The organism is Rhodococcus sp. RCBS9, from assembly GCF_029457415.1.
Lineage (GTDB): Bacteria > Actinomycetota > Actinomycetes > Mycobacteriales > Mycobacteriaceae > Rhodococcus_F > Rhodococcus_F qingshengii.
Genome location: NZ_CP120422.1, coordinates 2,110,308 through 2,129,558, shown reverse-complemented (window position 1 = coordinate 2,129,558; position 19,251 = coordinate 2,110,308). Strand labels below are relative to the sequence as shown.

The following is a 19,251-nucleotide window of genomic DNA, read 5'->3' as shown; positions in this document are numbered from 1 at the left end:
GCCGGTTGTGTGATCACTGGCACTCGGTCTGGATTTAATGTAACCCGAGGTATCAGGAAAAGCTAGTGGCAGATACTCCTGAATCCCGACGAATTCTTGACACGGCCGAAACGGCGCCATAACTTACTTTTGAGTAATTTCCGCGGTGCGTCCGAAGTGGGCTGTTCAGGGACGGGTTCGCACCGAATCGCACGCGAAGATCGAACCGAGGCCGACGTGATCAGATCGATTCTCAGCAATCTTGCATTGAGTCCGCCGACGCGTCTGCGCTCCCTTGTTCCGTCACGCGGCGTCACGCTCTCCGACAAGACGATCGTTCTGACAGGAGCTTCCTCGGGGATAGGTGAGGCGACAGCTCATCTCTTGGCTCGTCGGGGAGCCGAGATGATCCTGGTCGCGCGCGGTGAGGAAAACCTCGAACACGTACGGGACGAGATTCACCGCAGGGGAGGATGGGCACACATCGTGCCTGCGGACCTCTCCCGCGGTGAAGCCGTCGACGAACTCGCGGAGACGATCGCGGATCGATTCGGGTCGGTCGACATCCTCGTCAACAATGCGGGTCGCTCGATCCGGCGTACCGCGTTGGATTCGGTCGACCGATTCCATGACTACGAGCGCACCATGGCGCTGAACTACTTCGGGCCGACAAGACTGACGTTGCGGCTACTGCCCGCGATGCTCGAGGCGAAGTCCGGACACATCATCAACGTCGGAACCTGGGGAGTCACTGCGGGCGTGATGCCGAGGTTCAGTGCCTATCACGCGTCGAAGTCTGCTCTCAGTGCATTCGGCCGAAGCCTCGGCGCGGAATGTCACGGCACCGGTGTCGATGTCACCACAGTGCAATTCCCACTCATACGAACACCGATGATCGCGCCGACGGCGGATTACGTGAGCCAGCCGGCGCTGACGGCCGATCAAGCTGCATCGTGGATCTTGAGGGCGATCAATACGCGTCCCGTCGAGCTGTATCCGCGGTACGCGGGGCTGTTACGAGCGATTGACGTTGTATCCCCTTCTGCCACTGACGCTCTCGTGCGAAGGGCTGGGATCTGAGGGGCTGGGATCTGAGGGGTTGGGATTTGAGGGGTTGGGATCTGACCAGAAACGTGCACCAGCACCGGGGCATGGTTCGTCCCCGGTGCTGATGTATTCGATTGTCGCGGTTCAGGCGGCTGTGGGTGGGCTGTTCCCGCCGATCGGCTGTTGATACGGATCGATCGACATCGGTGGATAGAACACCGTCTTCCGATCCGGGCCGATCTCGACCCGCCACTCGGTGTGATGCAGCGTCCGATGGTGATGACCGCACAACAGAATCAGATTGTCGAGATCTGTTGGGCCGCCATCGTTCCAGTGAACAATATGGTGGGCATCGCACCACCCCGACGGTGTCCCGCACCCCGGAAACGCACACCCACCATCCCGAACCGCAAGAGCCTGCCGCTGCGGAACGGTCGCCGTTCTCGCTTCCTTACCGCAGTCGAGCGGAACACCATTCTCATCCAGGAGGATCCGGGTGACTGTGCAGTCGCACGCCAACATCCGTGCGGTGTCGATGCTGATCGGGCCCACCCAATCCGTCCACGCAAATCCCAACTCCTCGGTCGACGGCAGCAAGTCCTTCAACGCTTGGAGGTCGGTCATGTCTTTTGCGCTGGCGGTGACCGTGATGTGCGGTTTCACCCCGCCTTCGATCGGACCCAACCCCGCCCGCTCATACCGCCGCAACAATTCGCAAAACCCGTCCGCCCGCCGTAATGCCGGCGTACGCGTGTCCTTCACGCCGTCCTTCTCCGGTGTCGGCGCAGACAGGCTCGACAACAACGTGATCAGACGCGCCCCGTTCACAGCATCCAAGTCACCCTTCACAGACACACGCCCGTACAAGCCTTTCGAGGCGTAGAACTCGTTACGTTCGGAATCCTCACCCACCGGAACGCCGTCCTCACGCTTGCCGTACTGCTTCTCGATCCGCCGAATCGCCGCCCGCACCGCATCACAATCAGCAATGTTCTTCGACGCCAAACCCAACAGAATCCCGCGAGCCTTGTCCACATCCGCCAGGGTCATGTTCTTCGGCGGATGCTGACAAAACGACGCCACCTGCCGCGCCTTCAACGCATCCACGTCACCACGATGAAACGCATCCGCGACAACAGGTTCGAGCATCAACAACCGCGCCAACCCGACCAGCAGGCTGCACTCACCGATCTCCAGATTCGTCGAACCATGCAACCACTGCGCGATCGCCCGAAAACCCTTCCCGCCGAGAACCTCACGGGAAAACATCTCCACGATCAGCAACACCAACCGCGACTGCAACTCGTGCCGGACACGCACCAGATCCAGAACCTCCCCCTTGAGGCTCTCGCCATCCAGCTGCCACGCATCCCGACTGTCCATGCCGAAAGCATAATCGAACAAAGTTTCGAACACAAGAGAATGTGGGTCGAAAATTGCTGCTATCAAATCGATTTCGACATTTCGGACAGTCGGCTATAGGCGGGTCGCCGACGTAGTCCACGTGCGCCGACGAGTGCGAGCGCCACCATCAACCCGGAGCGCAACAGCATCACGTCGGAATTGTCTGAGCCCCAGCACATTGTGTAATCGGCGTCGATCATGTTGCCGCCTGTCCCCGGCAAGCGCATGGGTCCAGCCGAGCACCAGGCCCAGGAGTGTCATCGCCAGCGTGATGGGAACGAAGACCACCAGGACCCGCAAGAAATGCCCTCGAACAAGGCTGGTGGATTCGCGAAGATCGACGAGTAGTGGAAGCGCCGGACACGACGGACACCGATTTATTACTCATCGGTCTGGTGTCGAGTGCGCATCTGCAGTCCCGAGCCAAAACCAATCTTCAGCGCTTCCGGCGGCCGAACAATACGCCGACAGCCGAGATCATGATCAGCGCCACAAGAACGACGACGATGTACGACCTGTCCGCGGCCGGTGCCACCGTTTCGCTTTCTTTGGTCACTGCATCAGTGAATGTACAGCTTATGCCTGGAGGGAACCATCCCCAGAAGTCTGTAATTCCTGCCGCTACCCTCTCCGCCCGGTCGGGAAGGAGATAATTGAATCGTGATGGGATTCCATAGTGATCAATGCACCAGCTGGGCTGATGTTGGAGGCGCAAAGAAAATGCGTCCAACAAATAGACCAAGGTTAGTGCGATCAGCGCTATTGCTAAAGACGCTTGGCTTGCTCGTAATAATCGAATCTTCACGACTCGCCCGCAACAGTCACGTCATCATGGGGTGACGATGGTATTGGTTGCTGCGATCCACCGAATCCAGCCGTGCTCAAAATTGACCTGTCGACTTTGGGAGTCGCCGAGCTCTCCTGACATCGGTAGTTCAAATCGACCATCCTCGCAGCCCTGCCTCCCATAGTCAGCAAAGATGGCACCGTGGACACTTTCTCCGTGCCGAGAAACAATCGATCGTGAGATCGGGGAAGTGGTTACTGCTAGTCCGCGACAAACAGCTCGCTATTCTCATCGAATGGATCAGGCAGTGTCGAACTCGCAGGCAACGAGAAGGTCCGGTGCTCTTCGTTGGGTTGTTTTGGTAAACGCACTTATCGCAGCGTCGGCGTCGGCGATGTATGTCGCAGCGAAATGCCATCTCGCCTGGCCCGAACCTGCGGATAGTGCACTCTCGATCGCCGGTGCGGTCGTTCTCTGGGTCCTCACGGCGAGTGTTGCAATCGTGCTGCTAGGAGTGTGCTGGTGGCAGCGACGCCGATGGTTGTGGTCCGATGTCGCTGTTCCGGTTCTCGCGGTGATCGCACTCGGGATCGCGGCCGCGGGGCAGCCACATTTCGATCAGTATCGGGCAGACTTCGAAACCGTTGCACAGCAACTACTTCAAGAACCTGACGATCCCTATTCCGATGGGTATCATCGTGATCTACGAATCGGCAGATTCGATATCTCCTATGCCAACGTCAGCAGTGAAGGCCACGTCTATTTCTATGACGCACGAGATGGATTGGACATCTTGGACAATCCCGGCTGGGTGTACGCACCCGATGGTGTGTCCGACAAGACCTTCAATCAGCTCCGGCTGGAAGACATCGGGGGCGGATGGTACCGATTCCCTCATCTTGTCGTTGACAGCTATTGAAACTCAAACCACCAGACCCTCCGCTCGAAGTCTCGGGCGAATGTGGTGACGCCGACCAGCATTCCTGAGGCGAAGGGAAGTAGGAGTACGAAAAGCGTCGTGAAGGTCAAGGCGGTGGCGGCGCGGCAACCGCCACCCCCCGTCGTACCAGCGCGAGCAGATGTCCCCGAAGTCCCAACTCTCGCCCCAACGCTGCACGAACCAGCCCGAAAGTGCGGCTGTCAGGATCAGTAGGAATATCGTCGCCAGTGACCATGCGATCTACCCTCGGCATTGCCGCCAGGTCGCACACATCATCGGCGAATACAGCTCGGTGAAGTGCGGATGCGTCTCATGATGAAACAATATTGTTCGTCTGATGATCCGCACGGATTCCGAAAGCCGATACCCCGGACTTGCTCCGAGGTATCGGCCTGAGGTCAGAGGCAGAAGAAACTGAGGGAACTGATTGCCGCGTTCTGCTCGAGTTGGCCGGCATCTCCGACGTTGCCGGCGGCGACTGACAGATCTTGAAGGGAGAGAATAGCGTCCATTGTCATTTCCTTTGTTGATCGGCGTTCTTGCCGATGGATTTGATCGATCGAGTTTGCTTGCGGTGTTGATTTAATTCCAGGTTTTTCGCCTGGTACTTCTGTGCTCCAATCTGCCGTGGGTGATAACTTCCGAACAATTAGGCGATGTGGCAGTTCGACGCGCACATCAGTGGAAACGACTGTCGGGCAGTTGCCGATCCGGTATATCGGAGCAACGCCAGTATTCCTGCAGATCCGGTTGCCCAGTCTGTCGAGAGTCTCAGGTTCTGTTCACCTGGAAAGTGCAGGCCTCCTGCGTGATTGAGGCTGTGCAAGCCCAGAAGCTGAAACTGCTGTGCAAGCGTCTGTTCACAATCGGCGCCGGCGTATGGAGTCTTGGAGAGTTCGCTGAGAAACAGAATCAGCCCGGCTCGCCCGTTGAGTAGTCCGGCTTGGGCAGTGAATTCGACTGTGGCGGCGCGGGATATCGCACGCACCGCAGCTGCGTAACGCGGTTCGTCGACATGGCGCAGAAGTTGTAGAAGTACCAGGCCCACACCGACAGACCCGGATCCGAGATACGGCATCGTCCGGCGCTCCTCTCTCAGCTGCATCGACCCGTCAGGGCACATCGACATCACAGACAGATCGATGTCGACGAGCTGGCGTGCGTGTTCCAGCGATCGAGGATCACCACTCAGTTCGTAGTGGCGAGTCCAGAACAGTGCTTGTCCGCTCGGTCCCCGCATCAGCCCACCTCGGCCGGCCACTGCCCAAGGTGTTCCGCCGGCGTCGCGGACATGCAAGCGAGCAGCTGAAATTCGTTCGCGCAGAGTCTCGGTCACGACAGCGAGAGTGGGTGACACAGTCGGTCGTGAAACCGATTCCTCGAGTAGGAGGCAACCGATTCCGGAAAGGCCGCTGAAAAGGCTGGAGTCGATGTCGTCGAGTGGGGCTCGACGCAAAGTCTCGACCCACCTGTCGGCTGTCGAATGTCGCCCGTGATGCCGAAAGGTGTGCACCGCACCCGCGAGCCCGTCGAAGAAACCGAACTGTGGTTGCGTATCCGAATCAACCTGATGTTCAGTCCATTCCAGGACTGACTCCAAGGTGTCGGTGGGAAGATCATCGGCGAGCAGGTTTCCGCACGAGCCGTGCGCAATGCCGTAGCCGTTCACCTCGAACTGGGCGATGTCGCCGGGAAAGAGTCGATCAGCGCGGGCGAGATCAAGCGAGGCGAGGATGCCGCAGCGCAATAGAGCGGCCGTGCGTTGCAAGGTTTCGTTCGACGACGTGTCCCAACGATGCGGGCGATTCTTCGGCGCCGGCGCCTGTACGTCGAGCATCGAATAGAGCGAGGCACCGAAGGCGCGGGGAAGATCGAATCGAGACACCGCATAGTCGATGAGTTCGGGAATCTTGTTGCGATCGAGAGGGAACAATGTAGTAAGTGGAACAAAGAGTCCCAGCTCGATGCAGCCCAACGAGTATCGATCCGCCGCGATTCCTGTCAACTGTCGAGGTGCTGTGTATCCGGGGGCTCCGGTGGACCGGGGCGGATGCTCGTCGATGTTGTGGGCCATCTCGAAGTCGATGATCCGAATACCGGACGGTGAGCACATGACGTTGCCAGGGTGAAGATCGGCATGAACGATTCCGGCGTTGTGGAAGCTCTCGACTGCGGTAGTCAACTGTTGTGCAATGTCGAGTGCCCAGGTTCTGTATTCCGTTCGGGAACTGAGTGTCTGGTCCGCGCGTATCAGTGGGTGGCGGAGCGCAACTTCCTGATTCAGGGGAGTGCCGGCAGCGCGCTCGGTGACAAGGAAGTGGTGTCCCTCGCGCTCGAACAAGCTGATCGCAGAAGGTGTGTACGGGTTGTCGGCAAGGTGAGTCAACTTGTCGTACTCGTTACGGATGCGGTCGATTGCGTACCGGCCGTTTGCGTCCGGGGCGGTAAAGGGACGGCCTTCTTTGATGACCAGATCGATGCCGGCGTCGTCGAATGCGGAGTAGATCCCCCCGCTGTTGCTGAAGTGCAGGGCTTCATTGATCGAATAGGGGAATTCGTCATGTGATTTCAGCTTGTCTTGCTGCGCGCGAACGAAGTCCGGGATTTGTACCCAGTCCGGAGTTCTGAAGGAAGTGCCGCGCACATCGGGTTCGAGCGATCCGTCAGGACGCCGAATTGCGGGGACGCGATCGCCGAATGAATCGTAGGTCTGCATGGGCAGATACGCGCCGTACCGTAAGTAGAGCGGTCCCCGGTTCCATCGCACATCGCTGAGGATGTACGGCCCGTCGGCACCGGCGACAAGCTTGTCCAGTTCGGTGATGACATGTTGTGTGGCAACACCATCCGCCGGATAGATCGTGATGAATTTTCCGCTGGAAGTTCGATTGGCCTGCTTGCTGTTGGACAACATGAGGTCTGCTGCCGTCCGAAGAAATTTGAACGGCACATGATTGTGACCGCAATACACGGAAACGGTATCGAGCAGCTCCTGCGCGTTGGCTCGGGTAGCGGAGCAGTGAATCTTCCATCCTTGTTCTGGCAGCAGACCGTCGGGCGGTTGGAAGTAGTTCCACGGTCCACTTTGGGGACCGCGCCGCCAGAGCGACCAATCCACCGACTTCGCGGGGATAAAGTGCTGGTCAGTTGATGTATCTAGTCGGGTGACCGTTCTGATTCGGTCGTAGAAATGCGGGTCGGCACGCGTGAAGGCAACGTATCGCAGGTCCACGCCAAACCTCCCGGTCAGTCCCCCTGCGGTTGTCATCGATTGGTGCCACGCCCCGAATCCCCTGTGGCTTGGATTGCTTGTGGCGGAAGGTTATCCGATTCCGGACATTTCGGGCGAAGATTGAAAACCTATCATTCGAAAGTACTAATGAATGGCGTGGGCCAGGCGAGGTCACTGATCGCCCAGCTTTTAGTCGGCCGCATTTGTTTCGAGTTCGGAGGCCCCCTGTTGACGAGAGGATCAAGTCGGTGGTAATTCTTTAGCGAGCGCTAAGTCAGGGTGCTCCCTCGATCTCGGTCCGGTACCCGGCGCCACGAAACTCGGGTGCCGGACCGCCCCAGCAATGCACGTCCTCGAAGGGAACGAAGATGACCAAGGCAGTGATCGTCGATGTAGTCCGGATCGCGTCCGGCAAGGGAAAGCCGGGCGGAGCACTGTCCGGGACGCACCCTGTCGAACTGATGGCCCACGTTCTGCGTTCCATCACCTCGCGAAACGGCCTCGACCCCGCCCTGGTGGACGACGTGATCGGCGGTTGCGTCGGCCAGGCCGGTGAGCAGGCGCTCAACATCACCCGCAGCGCGGTCCTGTCGGCAGGGTTCCCCGAGTCGGTACCCGCCACCACGATTGATCGCCAGTGCGGATCAAGTCAGCAAGCTGCGCACTTTGCGGCGCAGGGCGTGATCGCCGGGGCCTACGACATCGTGATCGCGGCAGGCGTCGAATCCATGAGTCGTGTCCCGATGGGTACCACGACGATGGGGAAGGACGCTTCCGGTCCGGGCGTCGCGGCTCGCTACCCCGAAGGCCTGGTCAACCAGGGAATCTCTGCAGAATTGATCGCCGCCAAGTGGAAGCTTGACCGCGACGCTCTCGACGCATTCTCCGCGCAGTCCCACCAGCGGGCAGCAGAGGCAGCGGCGAAGGGGCTCTTCGACAAGGAGATTCTGCCGATCTCGGTGACCAACGCCGCCGGTGAGACCGTCTCGCATATCGTTGACGAGACGGTTCGCGCGTCTACTACCGCCGAGGGACTCGCCGGTTTGAAGCCGTCGTTCTACTCGGAGAAGTACGCGCAGCGCTTCCCCGAGGCGCAGTGGTCGATCACTCCCGGTAACTCGTCGCCGCTCACCGACGGCGCGTCCGCAGCACTGATCATGAGCGAAGAAACGGCGTCGAAGCTGGGGCTGACGCCGCGAGCTCGTTTCCATTCCTTCTCCGTTGCGGGCGATGACCCGATCTTCATGCTCACCGCACCCATCCCAGCCACCCACAAGGTGCTCGCTCGCGCGGGTCTGAGCATCGACGACATCGACACCTACGAGGTCAACGAAGCCTTCGCTCCCGTTCCACTCGCCTGGGCTCACGAGTTCGGCGCCGACCCGGCAAAGCTCAACCCGTGGGGCGGCGCGATTGCCCTCGGACACGCCCTGGGGTCCTCGGGTACTCGACTGCTGACCACGATGGTCAACCACCTCGAGGCCACCGGCGGACGCTACGGATTGCAGACCATGTGCGAGGGCGCCGGCATGGCCAACGCGACCATCATCGAACGCATCTGAAACACAAAACCTTTCGAAAGGAACTCTCATGATCGTCAACGACAGCGTCGCCGTCGTCACCGGTGGAGCATCCGGCCTCGGCCTGGCCACCACCAAAGCCCTTCTTGCCGACGGCGCCAGCGTCGTCATCATCGACCTTCCGTCGTCCAACGGTGAAGCCATCGCCAAGGAGCTCGGCGACCGGGTCCGCTTCGCGGCGGCAGACGTCACCGACGAGGCTGCGGTCACCGCTGCACTCGACGTGGCCGAATCCCTCGGACCCCTGCGGGTGGCGGTCAACTGCGCCGGAATCGGCAACGCAGTCAAGACGGTCAGCAAGAAGGGCGCTTTCCCGCTCGACGCGTTCAAGAAGGTCATCGACGTCAATCTGATCGGCACCTTCAACGTCCTTCGTCTTGCTGCGGAACGTATTTCGAAGACCGAGCCGATCGACGGTGAACGCGGCGTCATCATCAACACCGCTTCGGTCGCCGCGTATGACGGCCAGATCGGGCAGGCTGCGTACTCCGCGTCGAAGGGCGGCGTCGTCGGTATGACGCTTCCCATCGCCCGTGACCTCGCGTCGCTGCTGATCCGCGTCAACACCATTGCACCCGGCTTGTTCAAGACCCCGTTGCTGGCTGGGCTGCCCGAAGCAGCCCAGGCGTCGTTGGGTCAGCAGGTGCCTCACCCCTCTCGCCTGGGTGATCCCAGCGAGTACGGCGCGCTTGCTGCGCACATCGTTTCCAACCCCATGCTCAATGGTGAGACGATCCGCCTCGACGGTGCAATCCGTATGGCACCGCGGTAATTTCGGCTATCACATGACTGGCGAGGTGGAGTCGGTGAGCTCGGTGGCAGTGGACTGGAGGTCCTTCCCGCCGCTGGTGATGACCGACATCCTGACGGCTTCGCTCGAACTGTTCGACGAGAACGGTTACCACGGCACGACGGTGCGCCAGATTGCCAATCGTGTCGGGGTAACCGTTCCCGCGCTCTACTATCACCACGCGAACAAAGAGGCAGTTCTCGTCGCTTTGTTCGAGGTCTCGATGAGTGAGCTGAATACCAGAACCGAAGCGGCAGAAGCGGAGGCCGGCGAAAATCCGGTACGACGCTTCGCCTTGGTGGTGGAGGCGATTGTTCTCTATATGACCCACCGGTCGCGGCATGCTGCGTTGGACACCGAGATCCGGCATGTCTCACCGGAAAGTCGAAGTCGGTACGCCGCCAGTCGTAAGCGGCTCGAGTTGCTGATGCGCAGGATCGTCGACGACGGTGTGGCATCGGGAGATTTCGCGGTCACCGATACCGAAGAGACCGTCCGGGCAATACTCGGTATGGCGCAGTCACTGCCGCGTTGGTTCCAGACCGGCGGTCCGATGTCACCGTCGCAATTGGCGGAGAAGTACGTCGACATCGCTTTTCACACGGTCGGCTATCGGCCGTAAAGTGCATCGCTCGTGAACGAAGGTGGGCAACAGGTCGAAAACCTGTTGCCCACCTTCAGTATTCATACTTCGGCATTCACTCGGTGTCAGAGTCTCGTGACTTCGAGTCCGCCCTCGTGGTAGTCGGCGCGAAGGCGTTTCTTGTCGAACTTGCCGACGCTCGTCTTCGGGACTTCCTGGACCACGGCCCAGTTCTCGGGCAGCTGCCACTTGGCAACCTTGTCCGAAAGGTACTGTTGCAGTTCGGACATGGTGGTTTCGGAACCAGCGCGAAGAACAACCGCAACCAACGGGCGCTCGTCCCACTTCTCGTCCGGCACGCCGATGACGGCAGCTTCGGTGACGTCAGGGTGACCCATGACGGCGTTCTCGAGGTCGACCGAGGAGATCCATTCGCCGCCGGACTTGATGATGTCCTTGGAGCGGTCGGACAGGCTCAGGAAGCCGTCGGCCGTGATGGATCCGACGTCACCGGTCTTGAGCCAGCCGTCGTTGAACTTGTCTTCCGCATCGACGCCGTAGTACGACCCGGTGATCCAAGGGCCGCGCACTTCGAGCTCGCCGACGGAAACTCCGTCGTGTGCAACAACTTTGCCGTCGTCGTCGATGAGACGTGCCTCGACGGATGCCGGGAATCGACCCTGGGAGTAGCGGTACTTCCACATCGCGTCGCCGGTGACGCCGGCCGGCGGGCGGGCAACGGATCCGAGCGGGGAGGTTTCGGTCATGCCCCAGGCATGCAGGACCGAGACGTTGTGATCGGCTTCGAATGCGTGCATGAGGGCCGGCGGTACCGCGGACCCACCGATCAGAACCTCGCGCATCGAGGAGATGTCCTGCGGGTTCTGCTCGAGGTAGAGGTGCAGGCCCTGCCAGATGGTGGGGACGGCTGCGGCGAACGTCGGCTTCTCGCTGGCGATGATCGCAGCCAACGGGGCAGGCTGGAGGAAGCGGTCGGGCATGATCAGCGAAGCACCGATCATGAATGCGGCGTAGGGAAGTCCCCACGACATGGCGTGGAACTGAGGCACCACGGCGAGTGCACGATCGCCCTGCGCGAGGTTGGGGCCGTCGCTCATGCAGACCTGCATGGAGTGCAGGTAGATCGAACGGTGGGAGTAGACGACGCCCTTGGGGTCACCCGTGGTGCCGGACGTGTAACACATTGCGGCAGCGCTCAGTTCGTCGACCTCGGGCCAGTCGAACTCGGTGGGCTGATCGGCGATCAAGCCCTCGTAGGTGTGAACCTGCACTCCCTCGGGAGCTTCGAGTCCTGCAGTGGAGGAGCCGGTGACGACGATGTGTTTGACGGTGGTCAGCGACGGAAGCTGCGGAGAGAGAAGCGGAATCAGGGACGGGTCGACGATGATCACGCGGTCCTCGGCGTGATTGGCGACATGGATCAACTGCTCGGGGAACAGACGAATGTTCAGGGTGTGGAGCACAGCGCCCATCGAGGGGATCGCCAGGTACGCCTCGAGGTGCTCGGAGTTGTTCCACATGAACGTGGCGACTCGCTCGTCGCCCTCGACGCCGAGCCCGCGCAGGGCGTGCGCAAGCTGAGCACAGCGCTTGCCGACGTCAGCGTAGGACACACGGCGCGGGCCGGACTCGGTCCACGTGACAACCTCGGAGGCGCCGTGAACGGAGGCACCGTGGCGGAGAAGTTGAGCAATGGAGAGGGGGGCGTCTTGCATGGTGCTCAGCATGGGCTGCTCCTGTGTGGTGTGTGAGACCGGTGCTTTTGCCCACGGGTCGTCACAAACGATGTGCTGTGGCTGCCAGATTAGTCACAGCCCCGAAGTGCTCGCTAGTGACCCACTGCACTGGCGAAGAACCACGCTATGAGTAGCGCTCCCGGATCGACTACTCCGCGAGCGGCTTCGCCCACATAACTTGCACGTCCGCGGTTCGCGAGCATGGTTTCGGTCGACTCCGCCCCGGCCGCTGCGGCTTCCGCTGCGCTCGCCAGCGCAGCATCTCGATCGGCTTCCGAGCTCACGGATTGCTCCAACGACTCGACCGCCGGAACTATCGCGTCGACCATCGTCTTGTCGCCGACGCGTGCGCCGCCGAGCGAGGTGATGTTGTCGAGTCCCGCTCGCGCTGCAGCCGCGATCGCGCCGAGGTCGAGTTCGGAGTCCGCCGAGTCTGCGGCAACGCGGAAGAAATGCCGGAACCAGATGCCGAACAATGCGCCGGAGGTGCCACCGGCGTGGCCGAGGTACGCCTGTGAGACTGCATCGAATATCGTTGCGGTGGAGTACGTGTCACGGATCGCCGAGATGTCGAGTTGATCCAGTGCGGCCACCATGTTGGTCCCGAAATCGCCGTCGCCCGCTCGTCGGTCGAGATCGGTCAGTGCCGGTTCCTGATCCAGTACCTTCTCGGCCCAGTCCGCAATCCAGCTTCCGACGAAGCTGCTTTCGGCGGTGCGTGAGGTGTCGGGTGTGAATGTGGGACCGAAAGATTCGCGCGTGCCCATGCCGGTGTACTCACGCGCTATAGCATTCGGCCAGGCGGGCGCTTTTGTTGGTGCGTCCCATAATTCGAGGATTTCTTTGTCTGTGCGAACAAGGGTGATGGACGCGCCTGCCATGTTCAATGCAGTGACGAAGGTTCCGATCAGTGTCCGCGCGATGTGAATTCCCTGTTCGTCCAGATAATCTCCGAGTTCGGCGAACAGAAGTTGCAACTCCAGCGGGTGGGTGGCGCCGAGACCGTTGACGACGGCGATGACGCGGTCGCCTTCGGCGAGACTCAGGGACTTGATGATCGGGTCCGTCAGCCGCCGCACCAATTCCGGTGCGGGCAGGGCGTCCACGCGTTCTGTGCCGCGTTCGCCGTGGATGCCGATACCGAGTTCCATCTGACCCGCCGGCAAGTCGAACGACGGCTCGTCAGCCCCCGGCAAAGTGCATGAGCGAAGGGCGACGGCCATGCTCCGAGCGGAGTGCGCGACGTGTTGTCCGATCCGGGTCACCTCGGCCAGGTCGTCGCCGCGGGCGGCGGATGCGCCGCAGACCTTCTCCACCACGATGGTTGCCGCAGTACCGCGTCGCCCCGGGCCACTGCCGTCTGCGCGTTCGGTCGCGACGTCGTCGTCGACCAGGACGACGTCCGTATCGATCTTGTCCTCGCGTAGCAACTCTCGGGCGATACCGAAGTTCATCACGTCGCCGGTGTAGTTCTTCACGATGTGAAGGACGCCGCCGCCGGCGTCGGCAGCCTTGGACCCCTCGTGGATCTGAAGTGCATTGGGTGAGCTGAAGACCAATCCGGGGCAGACGGCTGTGAGCATTCCTTCGCCGATGAATCCGGCGTGCATGGGTTCGTGGCCTGATCCGCCGCCGGAGACGAGCGCGACCCGTCCGCGGGGAAGTGGCCTTGCGCGTGTGAGGTACCCAGGGTCGGGATTCCACGCGATGTCGTCGGTGGATGCGATCAACCCACGGAGTGCGTCGGGAACAAATGTCTTTGCGCTGCGCATGAACATCACTTCAGAGTAGGTCTAACGTCGACTTCGGGCACGGATCACGATCGACGAGAGGTGGACGGCGTGAAATTGGGGTTGGTACTTGCCGGTGGCGGCGTCGCGGGAATCGCCTGGGAAACAGGTTTTCTGTTGGGCCTTCAGGACAAATCACCGGACACTGCCGCTGCGCTGCTGACGGCGGACGTGTTGATCGGCACTTCCGCAGGTTCCACGGTGAGCGCTCAGATAGCGAGCGGCGTGACACTGCAAGAACTTTTCGACGCACAAACAGCGGAGGCGACCGGCGAAATCGACCCGAAGGTCGATGTCGAGGTACTCGGTCAGATGTTCGTCGACGCGATCGCAGGATCGCAGGACCGGGCCGAGCAGCTCCGTTTGCTCGGCGAAGCAGCGATGAGAGCCGATACCGTCGAACCTGCCGTGCGTCGCGCGGTCATCGAGGCGAGGCTGCCCAATCGGTTGTGGCCCGACCGGGAGTTGCGCATCCCGGCGATCAACGCACAGACCGGTGAGTTGAGGGTGTTCGGCAACGCTGACGGCGTAGAACTGATCGACGCAGTCGGAGCAAGTTGCGCCGTACCAGGGGTGTGGCCGGTAGTCGTGATCGAGGGCGAGCGGTACATGGACGGCGGAATGGCGAGTGGCTCGAATGTTCATCTGGCTGCCGACTGCGATGTGGTCGTGGTTCTTTCACCCGCAGCCGACCCCGCCCCGAATCTTCTGGGCGGCAGTCTACGAGAGGAAATCGACGTGATGACGCCCTTGCCCGTGCTGCCTGTCTTCGCCGACGACGCCGTCGTCGAAGCGATCGGAACGAACTCGCTTTCACCGACAACCAGGCGCCCCGCAGCCGAACTCGGCCGCGAACAGGGCCGTCGAACCGCCGACGAGATCGCCGCGTTTCTGGTGACGGCATGAGCGCCGCACGGATTGCCGTCGTCGTGCGCCCGGAGCAATCTCCGGAAGATCTGGTTCGACATGCCAGGTATGCCGACGAAGTCGGTATCGACGAGGTCTGGTTGTGGGAAGACTGCTTCTTCGGCGGAGGAATAGCCACTGCTGCAACTGTATTGGCTGAGGCCGATCGCGTGGGTGTGGCGATCGGTGTGCTGCCGACCCCGATGCGCAACACCGCGATCACGGCGATGGAGATTTCAGCGCTGGCCAGAGTTCATCCGGATCGACTACGGGTTGGCTTCGGTCACGGCGTTCAGAGTTGGATGCGGCAGATCGGGGCCAAAGCCGAATCGCCGTTGACCCTCCTGCGGGAGCAGTTCGGAGCGGTGGAGAGGCTACTGCGCGGTGAGTCGGTGACGGTGTCCGGTCGATACGTGAATCTCACGGACGTGACGCTGGCGTGGCCACCGGAGACGGTGCCGCAGTTGCTCGTCGGCGCCACGGGGCCAAAGACTTTGGCACTCAGTGGCGAGTTGGCGCAGGGCACCGTGCTCTCGGGTGGGACGACCCCGGACGGCGTGCGTCGGGCGATCGCTCACATCGGGGCGTCGGATCACGAGGTTGTCGTCTACGTCATCTGTGCTTTCGGTTCCGGCGGTCGTGAGCGCGCCCTTGCCGAGGCCGCAGCGTCCGGTAGCGAGTCGCCGGAGGATGCGATTGCCGTGGGCAACGCGGCCGAAGTCGCGGCAGCAGCACGGCGATGGGTTGCAGCAGGTGCAACCACCGTGGTACTCCAACCGACTGTTGACGAGCCGGATGTCCGCGAGTTCATTCGCTTTGTCGCGCAGGAGGTTCAACCCCTGGTGGCGTAGTTCAGAAGGTTACTCTGGACAGAACCGCGTCGATGTCGGCAGTGCTCACGTCGCGATGTGTCACGAACCGAACCTTCCCGGCAACGGTGACCGCGCCGACGTCGACAGCGGCGAGCTGAGCAACGGTGACCGACGGATCAGCTGTCGCGGCCAGAACGATGTTGGTGGCAGGTTCGTCGACGGCCCAACCGCGTTCACGAAGCCCCGACGCGAGGCGCTGCGCGTTGTCGTGATCGTCGGAGAGGCGAGCTTGTGAGCGCAACGCGACGATGCCGGCTGCGGCCAGCACTCCGCCCTGACGAACGCCGCCGCCGAGCATCTTGCGGATCCTTCGGGCTTCGGTGATCAATTCGGGTGATGCGGCGAGTATCGAGCCGACCGGCGCACCGAGTCCCTTACTCAGGCACACCTGAACGGTATCGGCGCCGGAAGTCAATTCGGTGGGCGAAACATCGAGTGCAGCAGCGGCATTCCAGAGACGGGCGCCGTCGAGGTGAATCTTCAAGCCGCGTGATCGGGCTGCGTCGACCAGCTTCGTCCATTCGGTCGGATTCATGACGGCACCGCCGGCGAAGTTATGAGTGTTCTCGAGACAGAGCAGCGTGGTGTTCAACGCGAAGTACGGGCCGGGGGAGCCCGCCGCCTTCACAACAGTCTCGGGGGTGGGACGTCCGGGTCCGCCGTCGTGCGGCAACGCCATCGGCATTCCCTGGGCGAGCCAGGCAGCGGTGCCCAATTCGGAGCCCAAGACGTGAGAGTGTTCCGGTGCCAGGAACTGATCGCCGCGGTGAAGGTGCAGCATCAGCGCAATCAGGTTGCCCATCGATCCGCTCGGCACCCACAGTGCCGCCGGTAAACCCAGAGTGTGCGCCACCTCTTCCTCGAGCGCCGCCATGGTCGGGTCGTGATCGAGGACGTCGTCACCGACCTCGGCGTCGGCCATCGCCTTCCGCATCTCCGCATCAGGCTTGGTGACGGTGTCCGAGCGTAGGTCGATGTACGACGAAGTCATGGCTCATTCGATCAAGCCGCGTGTTCCGGCGTCAAACCGCGGTATTTCCAGGACGGCTCTTCCGGCCTGATAAATCGATATCGCTGAGGATGCCTTCCGTGTGATGATGAGCGTCGGCAATAGCCGGTGACGAGAACAAGAAGTGGAAGGGGACAGGCATGCGCGACTGGAAGCAAGCGTTGCACCTGCGCGGGCACTCACCCCGCGGTATTTCCCATCCCGCATTCGGGGAACAGAGCGGCGCTGGATATATGCCGTTCCCCATTTCTTGCATTTGCTCCTGACCCGTCTTCGTGTCCAGGAGTTTCACTCCTCGACACGAACTGAGAACTCTCATGCGGAACCCGAACCGCGCACTTGCTCACAGTTGGATGAACCGCCCCGTCCGGGTACTCAACGCCACGTACGAGTACCTCGGTGAAGTGAGCGCCGATCGTGCGGTCGTCCTGATCGCCACCGGCTCCGCGCAGTCCGCCGAAGACGTGATCCCGATATTTCCGGTGCGCTCCAAGCACGTCGAAATCCCACTGCCGAGGACGATCCTGCTCGCCGAGTACGTGTACGTTGCTCACCGGGTGACGGTCACCGATTCCAGTCGGGCCACTTTTGCCGGTGTCTTCGACCGGGACGGTCGTCAATGTGCGTACTGCGCCGCCCGGGCAACGACCATCGACCATGTCCAGCCGCGGAGCCGTAACGGGCCCAACACGTGGGGAAATCTGGTGGCGTGCTGCAGTTCCTGCAATCAGCGCAAAGCGGATCGCACACCGGCCGAGGCCGGTATGCGGCTGCTGTGGGAGCCGAAGGCACCTCGGCGCATCGAGAAAGTGCAGCAGGAGATCTGGCGTCAATTGAGTCGGACGTGACGGTCGGAAGGAGTAAGTGATGTGCGCTGACGAAATCTCGAATCTAGCTGAGCTTCTGCCGATCTCGGACGACCGAACCTGGTGGCAGGCGGAATGTCGAGGAGACCCCGAGCCGGACCGCTGGTTTCCCTTTCCGTCCGAGGGATACGACTACGCGACCGACGTGTGCAACAGGTGCCCGATTGCGGAATCGTGTCGCGAATTCGCCTCTGCCACTGGCCAGACCGGAATCTGGGGAGGAGTGAAGTTCGAGCAGGGCAGGATCGTCGCGGCGTGAGGGATCAGATTCCCGGCTCCGCGGCGATCGTACCGGCCGATACCGTCCGGCACAGAGCGTCGTGGTCACGTTCGGTCTGATCGGCGTAGAGCCGAGCAAACCGGGTGAGGGCGGTGTCGACCGTGTCCGAGGTTCCCAGGTAACCGGAAATCAGTGACGCGCCACTGGTTCGTGCGTGTCCCTTGGCCAGTAGGCGACCGCAGATCGCGACATAGTCGGTCAAGGCTGCTGCATCGATGTTGTTCAGGTCCACAGAACCTTTCATGTTCCGGAACTGACGGACGTAGTACTGGCGGTCGTCCACGGTGCACCACCCGAGCAGTGGATCACTGACCGTCTGGAGAGCTTGCTGGTATTCCGCGACGCGTCGTCCTTGGTGGTCGTGCCAGGCCGAGTCGCCGTGCACGAAGGGCGCAACTACGGATCGGCGAGCCTGTTTGAGCTGCAAGAAGATGACGTCGTCCGGGATGCTCCCTTCGCACAGGGCGACATAGGCGCGCAGAGCGACACTCCCGACTCCGACAACCCGGTGCGCGACGTCGATGACGTTGTATCCCGAGACGACTCGGCGCCAGTGTGGTGCAAGGGTTTCGAGATACTCGTCCAGACCCTCCAGGAGGAAGTCGGTGTCCTGTGGCGTGAGTCGTGTTGTGAGCGGCGGGTTCTCGACCAACTGGCGCCGTCCGTGATCCTCGACGGTGAACCGCGGCACCGCATGGTCACTCGTACGCCGCCGGGCGCGCTCCGCGGCGCGCCTGATCTCGGCCAGCAACCCAGGATCGGTGACGTGGTCGGTGAGTCCGTCGAGATCGACCCGGTCGAAGGAGCGATCGAACAGCGGACGCTCGGACAGCTTCGCCAAGTGGAGGCGATACGCGGACACACACGAGGTTGTTGCTGTTTCGCATTGAGCTTCGGTGAGACCGTTCTGCCGACCGGCCACCCAGATGCTCGCAGCCAGCCTTCGTAGATCCCATTCCCAGGGGCCGGGATGTGCTTCGTCGAAATCGTTGAGGTCTATGACAAGTTCGCGTTCCGGAGATCCGTAGAACCCGAAGTTTCCGACGTGCGCATCTCCACAGATGACGGGAGTGATGCCGGTGGACGGCAGCTGCGCCATGTCCTCTGCCATCAATCCGGCGGTACCGCGCAGGAATCCGTATGGCGAAGCGACCATTCGCCCCACACGGATCGGAACCAACCAGTCGAGTCTTCCCTCGTGTGCCGTGTTGACCTGATCGACCGGGTCACGTCGATCGGATGGGGGCGTCCAGTCGCCGAGCGACGATCGCGCCACTCGCTTGCGCAGGCCTTTCCCGATCTTGCGACGCTCACTGCGGGGCGTCTGACGCGCCCGCAAAGTCGCCCTGCCGTCCGGTTCGTTCTCGAGAGCCAGCTGACCGGCAGGCCTGTTCAGCGGGTCCATGTCGGGCTCTCTTTCGTCGGGCGT

Annotated in this window: 15 protein-coding genes; 9 read left to right on the top strand and 6 right to left on the bottom strand. The window is 61.5% G+C overall.

What is annotated here, in order from left to right; genetic code table 11:
* Window positions 1-156: 156 nt before the first annotated feature.
* A complete protein-coding gene (locus P0M12_RS10170; protein ID WP_003943031.1) occupies window positions 157-1,059 on the top strand; it encodes an SDR family oxidoreductase in 903 nt (300 codons plus the stop codon).
* Window positions 1,060-1,170: 111 nt separating this feature from the next.
* Here the strand turns inward: P0M12_RS10170 and P0M12_RS10165 are convergent, their stop codons facing one another.
* Window positions 1,171-2,409 (bottom strand): HNH endonuclease signature motif containing protein, encoded by a 1,239-nt coding sequence (locus P0M12_RS10165; protein WP_277377648.1) that lies wholly within the window; start codon window positions 2,407-2,409, stop codon window positions 1,171-1,173.
* 1,103 nt (window positions 2,410-3,512) lie between these two features.
* On the opposite strand from P0M12_RS10165, the gene P0M12_RS10160 reads away from it, so the two are divergent.
* Window positions 3,513-4,136 (top strand): hypothetical protein, encoded by a 624-nt coding sequence (locus P0M12_RS10160; RefSeq protein WP_277377647.1) that lies wholly within the window; start codon window positions 3,513-3,515, stop codon window positions 4,134-4,136.
* 670 nt (window positions 4,137-4,806) lie between these two features.
* On the opposite strand, the gene lanKC is transcribed toward P0M12_RS10160, so the two are convergent.
* Complete coding sequence (gene lanKC, locus P0M12_RS10155) at window positions 4,807-7,425, bottom strand: class III lanthionine synthetase LanKC (protein WP_277377646.1); 2,619 nt, start codon at window positions 7,423-7,425, stop codon at window positions 4,807-4,809.
* A gap of 332 nt (window positions 7,426-7,757) precedes the next feature.
* Between lanKC and P0M12_RS10150 the strand changes: the two genes are divergently transcribed.
* The 3 genes from P0M12_RS10150 to P0M12_RS10140 are packed head-to-tail and all read left to right on the top strand — an operon-like array spanning window position 7,758 to window position 10,381.
* The gene (locus P0M12_RS10150) at window positions 7,758-8,951 is read left to right on the top strand and encodes an acetyl-CoA C-acyltransferase (RefSeq protein ID WP_054826928.1); all 1,194 of its coding nucleotides are present in this window, start codon (window positions 7,758-7,760) and stop codon (window positions 8,949-8,951) included.
* 28 nt (window positions 8,952-8,979) lie between these two features.
* Complete coding sequence (locus P0M12_RS10145) at window positions 8,980-9,741, top strand: 3-hydroxyacyl-CoA dehydrogenase (protein ID WP_003942978.1); 762 nt, start codon at window positions 8,980-8,982, stop codon at window positions 9,739-9,741.
* A gap of 13 nt (window positions 9,742-9,754) precedes the next feature.
* The gene (locus P0M12_RS10140; protein ID WP_218747929.1) at window positions 9,755-10,381 is read left to right on the top strand and encodes a TetR/AcrR family transcriptional regulator; all 627 of its coding nucleotides are present in this window, start codon (window positions 9,755-9,757) and stop codon (window positions 10,379-10,381) included.
* Between the two features lie 86 nt (window positions 10,382-10,467).
* Here the strand turns inward: P0M12_RS10140 and P0M12_RS10135 are convergent, their stop codons facing one another.
* Both P0M12_RS10135 and P0M12_RS10130 read right to left on the bottom strand, forming a co-directional pair.
* Window positions 10,468-12,090: a long-chain fatty acid--CoA ligase gene (locus P0M12_RS10135; protein WP_003943212.1), complete on the bottom strand. Its 1,623-nt coding sequence runs from the start codon at window positions 12,088-12,090 to the stop codon at window positions 10,468-10,470.
* A gap of 101 nt (window positions 12,091-12,191) precedes the next feature.
* On the bottom strand, window positions 12,192-13,877 hold the full coding sequence (locus P0M12_RS10130) for a dihydroxyacetone kinase family protein (protein ID WP_277377644.1): 1,686 nt from the start codon (window positions 13,875-13,877) through the stop codon (window positions 12,192-12,194).
* A 54-nt stretch (window positions 13,878-13,931) separates the two neighbouring features.
* Between P0M12_RS10130 and P0M12_RS10125 the strand changes: the two genes are divergently transcribed.
* On the top strand, window positions 13,932-14,795 hold the full coding sequence (locus tag P0M12_RS10125) for a patatin-like phospholipase family protein (protein WP_047269365.1): 864 nt from the start codon (window positions 13,932-13,934) through the stop codon (window positions 14,793-14,795).
* A complete protein-coding gene (locus tag P0M12_RS10120) occupies window positions 14,792-15,646 on the top strand; it encodes an LLM class flavin-dependent oxidoreductase (RefSeq protein ID WP_058226851.1) in 855 nt (284 codons plus the stop codon). The genes P0M12_RS10125 and P0M12_RS10120 overlap by 4 nt, the downstream gene beginning before the upstream one ends.
* A 1-nt stretch (window position 15,647) precedes the next feature.
* Here P0M12_RS10120 and P0M12_RS10115 read toward each other — a convergent pair whose 3' ends face one another.
* A complete protein-coding gene (locus P0M12_RS10115; RefSeq protein ID WP_003942934.1) occupies window positions 15,648-16,658 on the bottom strand; it encodes a GntG family PLP-dependent aldolase in 1,011 nt (336 codons plus the stop codon).
* A 335-nt stretch (window positions 16,659-16,993) separates the two neighbouring features.
* Between P0M12_RS10115 and P0M12_RS10110 the strand changes: the two genes are divergently transcribed.
* Window positions 16,994-17,524, top strand: coding sequence for an HNH endonuclease (locus P0M12_RS10110; RefSeq protein ID WP_141695755.1), 531 nt, complete (start codon window positions 16,994-16,996; stop codon window positions 17,522-17,524).
* 19 nt (window positions 17,525-17,543) lie between these two features.
* Entirely contained in the window at window positions 17,544-17,801 is a 258-nt protein-coding gene (locus P0M12_RS10105; RefSeq protein WP_003943196.1) for a WhiB family transcriptional regulator, read from the top strand.
* A 4-nt stretch (window positions 17,802-17,805) separates the two neighbouring features.
* Here P0M12_RS10105 and P0M12_RS10100 read toward each other — a convergent pair whose 3' ends face one another.
* A complete protein-coding gene (locus P0M12_RS10100) occupies window positions 17,806-19,227 on the bottom strand; it encodes a DUF2252 domain-containing protein (RefSeq protein WP_277377643.1) in 1,422 nt (473 codons plus the stop codon).
* Window positions 19,228-19,251: the final 24 nt, after the last annotated feature.

What these genes read in the sequence shown, in the direction of transcription:
- P0M12_RS10110 (WP_141695755.1), top strand. Translation starts at nt 16,994, where the DNA reads ATGCGGAACCCGAACCGCGCACTTGCTCACAGTTGGATGAACCGCCCC.
- P0M12_RS10135 (WP_003943212.1), bottom strand. Translation starts at nt 12,090, where the DNA reads ATGCTGAGCACCATGCAAGACGCCCCCCTCTCCATTGCTCAACTTCTC.
- P0M12_RS10120 (WP_058226851.1), top strand. Translation starts at nt 14,792, where the DNA reads ATGAGCGCCGCACGGATTGCCGTCGTCGTGCGCCCGGAGCAATCTCCG.
- P0M12_RS10145 (WP_003942978.1), top strand. Translation starts at nt 8,980, where the DNA reads ATGATCGTCAACGACAGCGTCGCCGTCGTCACCGGTGGAGCATCCGGC.
- P0M12_RS10165 (WP_277377648.1), bottom strand. Translation starts at nt 2,409, where the DNA reads ATGGACAGTCGGGATGCGTGGCAGCTGGATGGCGAGAGCCTCAAGGGG.
- P0M12_RS10105 (WP_003943196.1), top strand. Translation starts at nt 17,544, where the DNA reads ATGTGCGCTGACGAAATCTCGAATCTAGCTGAGCTTCTGCCGATCTCG.
- P0M12_RS10160 (WP_277377647.1), top strand. Translation starts at nt 3,513, where the DNA reads ATGGATCAGGCAGTGTCGAACTCGCAGGCAACGAGAAGGTCCGGTGCT.
- lanKC (WP_277377646.1), bottom strand. Translation starts at nt 7,425, where the DNA reads ATGACAACCGCAGGGGGACTGACCGGGAGGTTTGGCGTGGACCTGCGA.
- P0M12_RS10150 (WP_054826928.1), top strand. Translation starts at nt 7,758, where the DNA reads ATGACCAAGGCAGTGATCGTCGATGTAGTCCGGATCGCGTCCGGCAAG.
- P0M12_RS10130 (WP_277377644.1), bottom strand. Translation starts at nt 13,877, where the DNA reads ATGTTCATGCGCAGCGCAAAGACATTTGTTCCCGACGCACTCCGTGGG.
- P0M12_RS10140 (WP_218747929.1), top strand. Translation starts at nt 9,755, where the DNA reads ATGACTGGCGAGGTGGAGTCGGTGAGCTCGGTGGCAGTGGACTGGAGG.
- P0M12_RS10115 (WP_003942934.1), bottom strand. Translation starts at nt 16,658, where the DNA reads ATGACTTCGTCGTACATCGACCTACGCTCGGACACCGTCACCAAGCCT.
- P0M12_RS10100 (WP_277377643.1), bottom strand. Translation starts at nt 19,227, where the DNA reads ATGGACCCGCTGAACAGGCCTGCCGGTCAGCTGGCTCTCGAGAACGAA.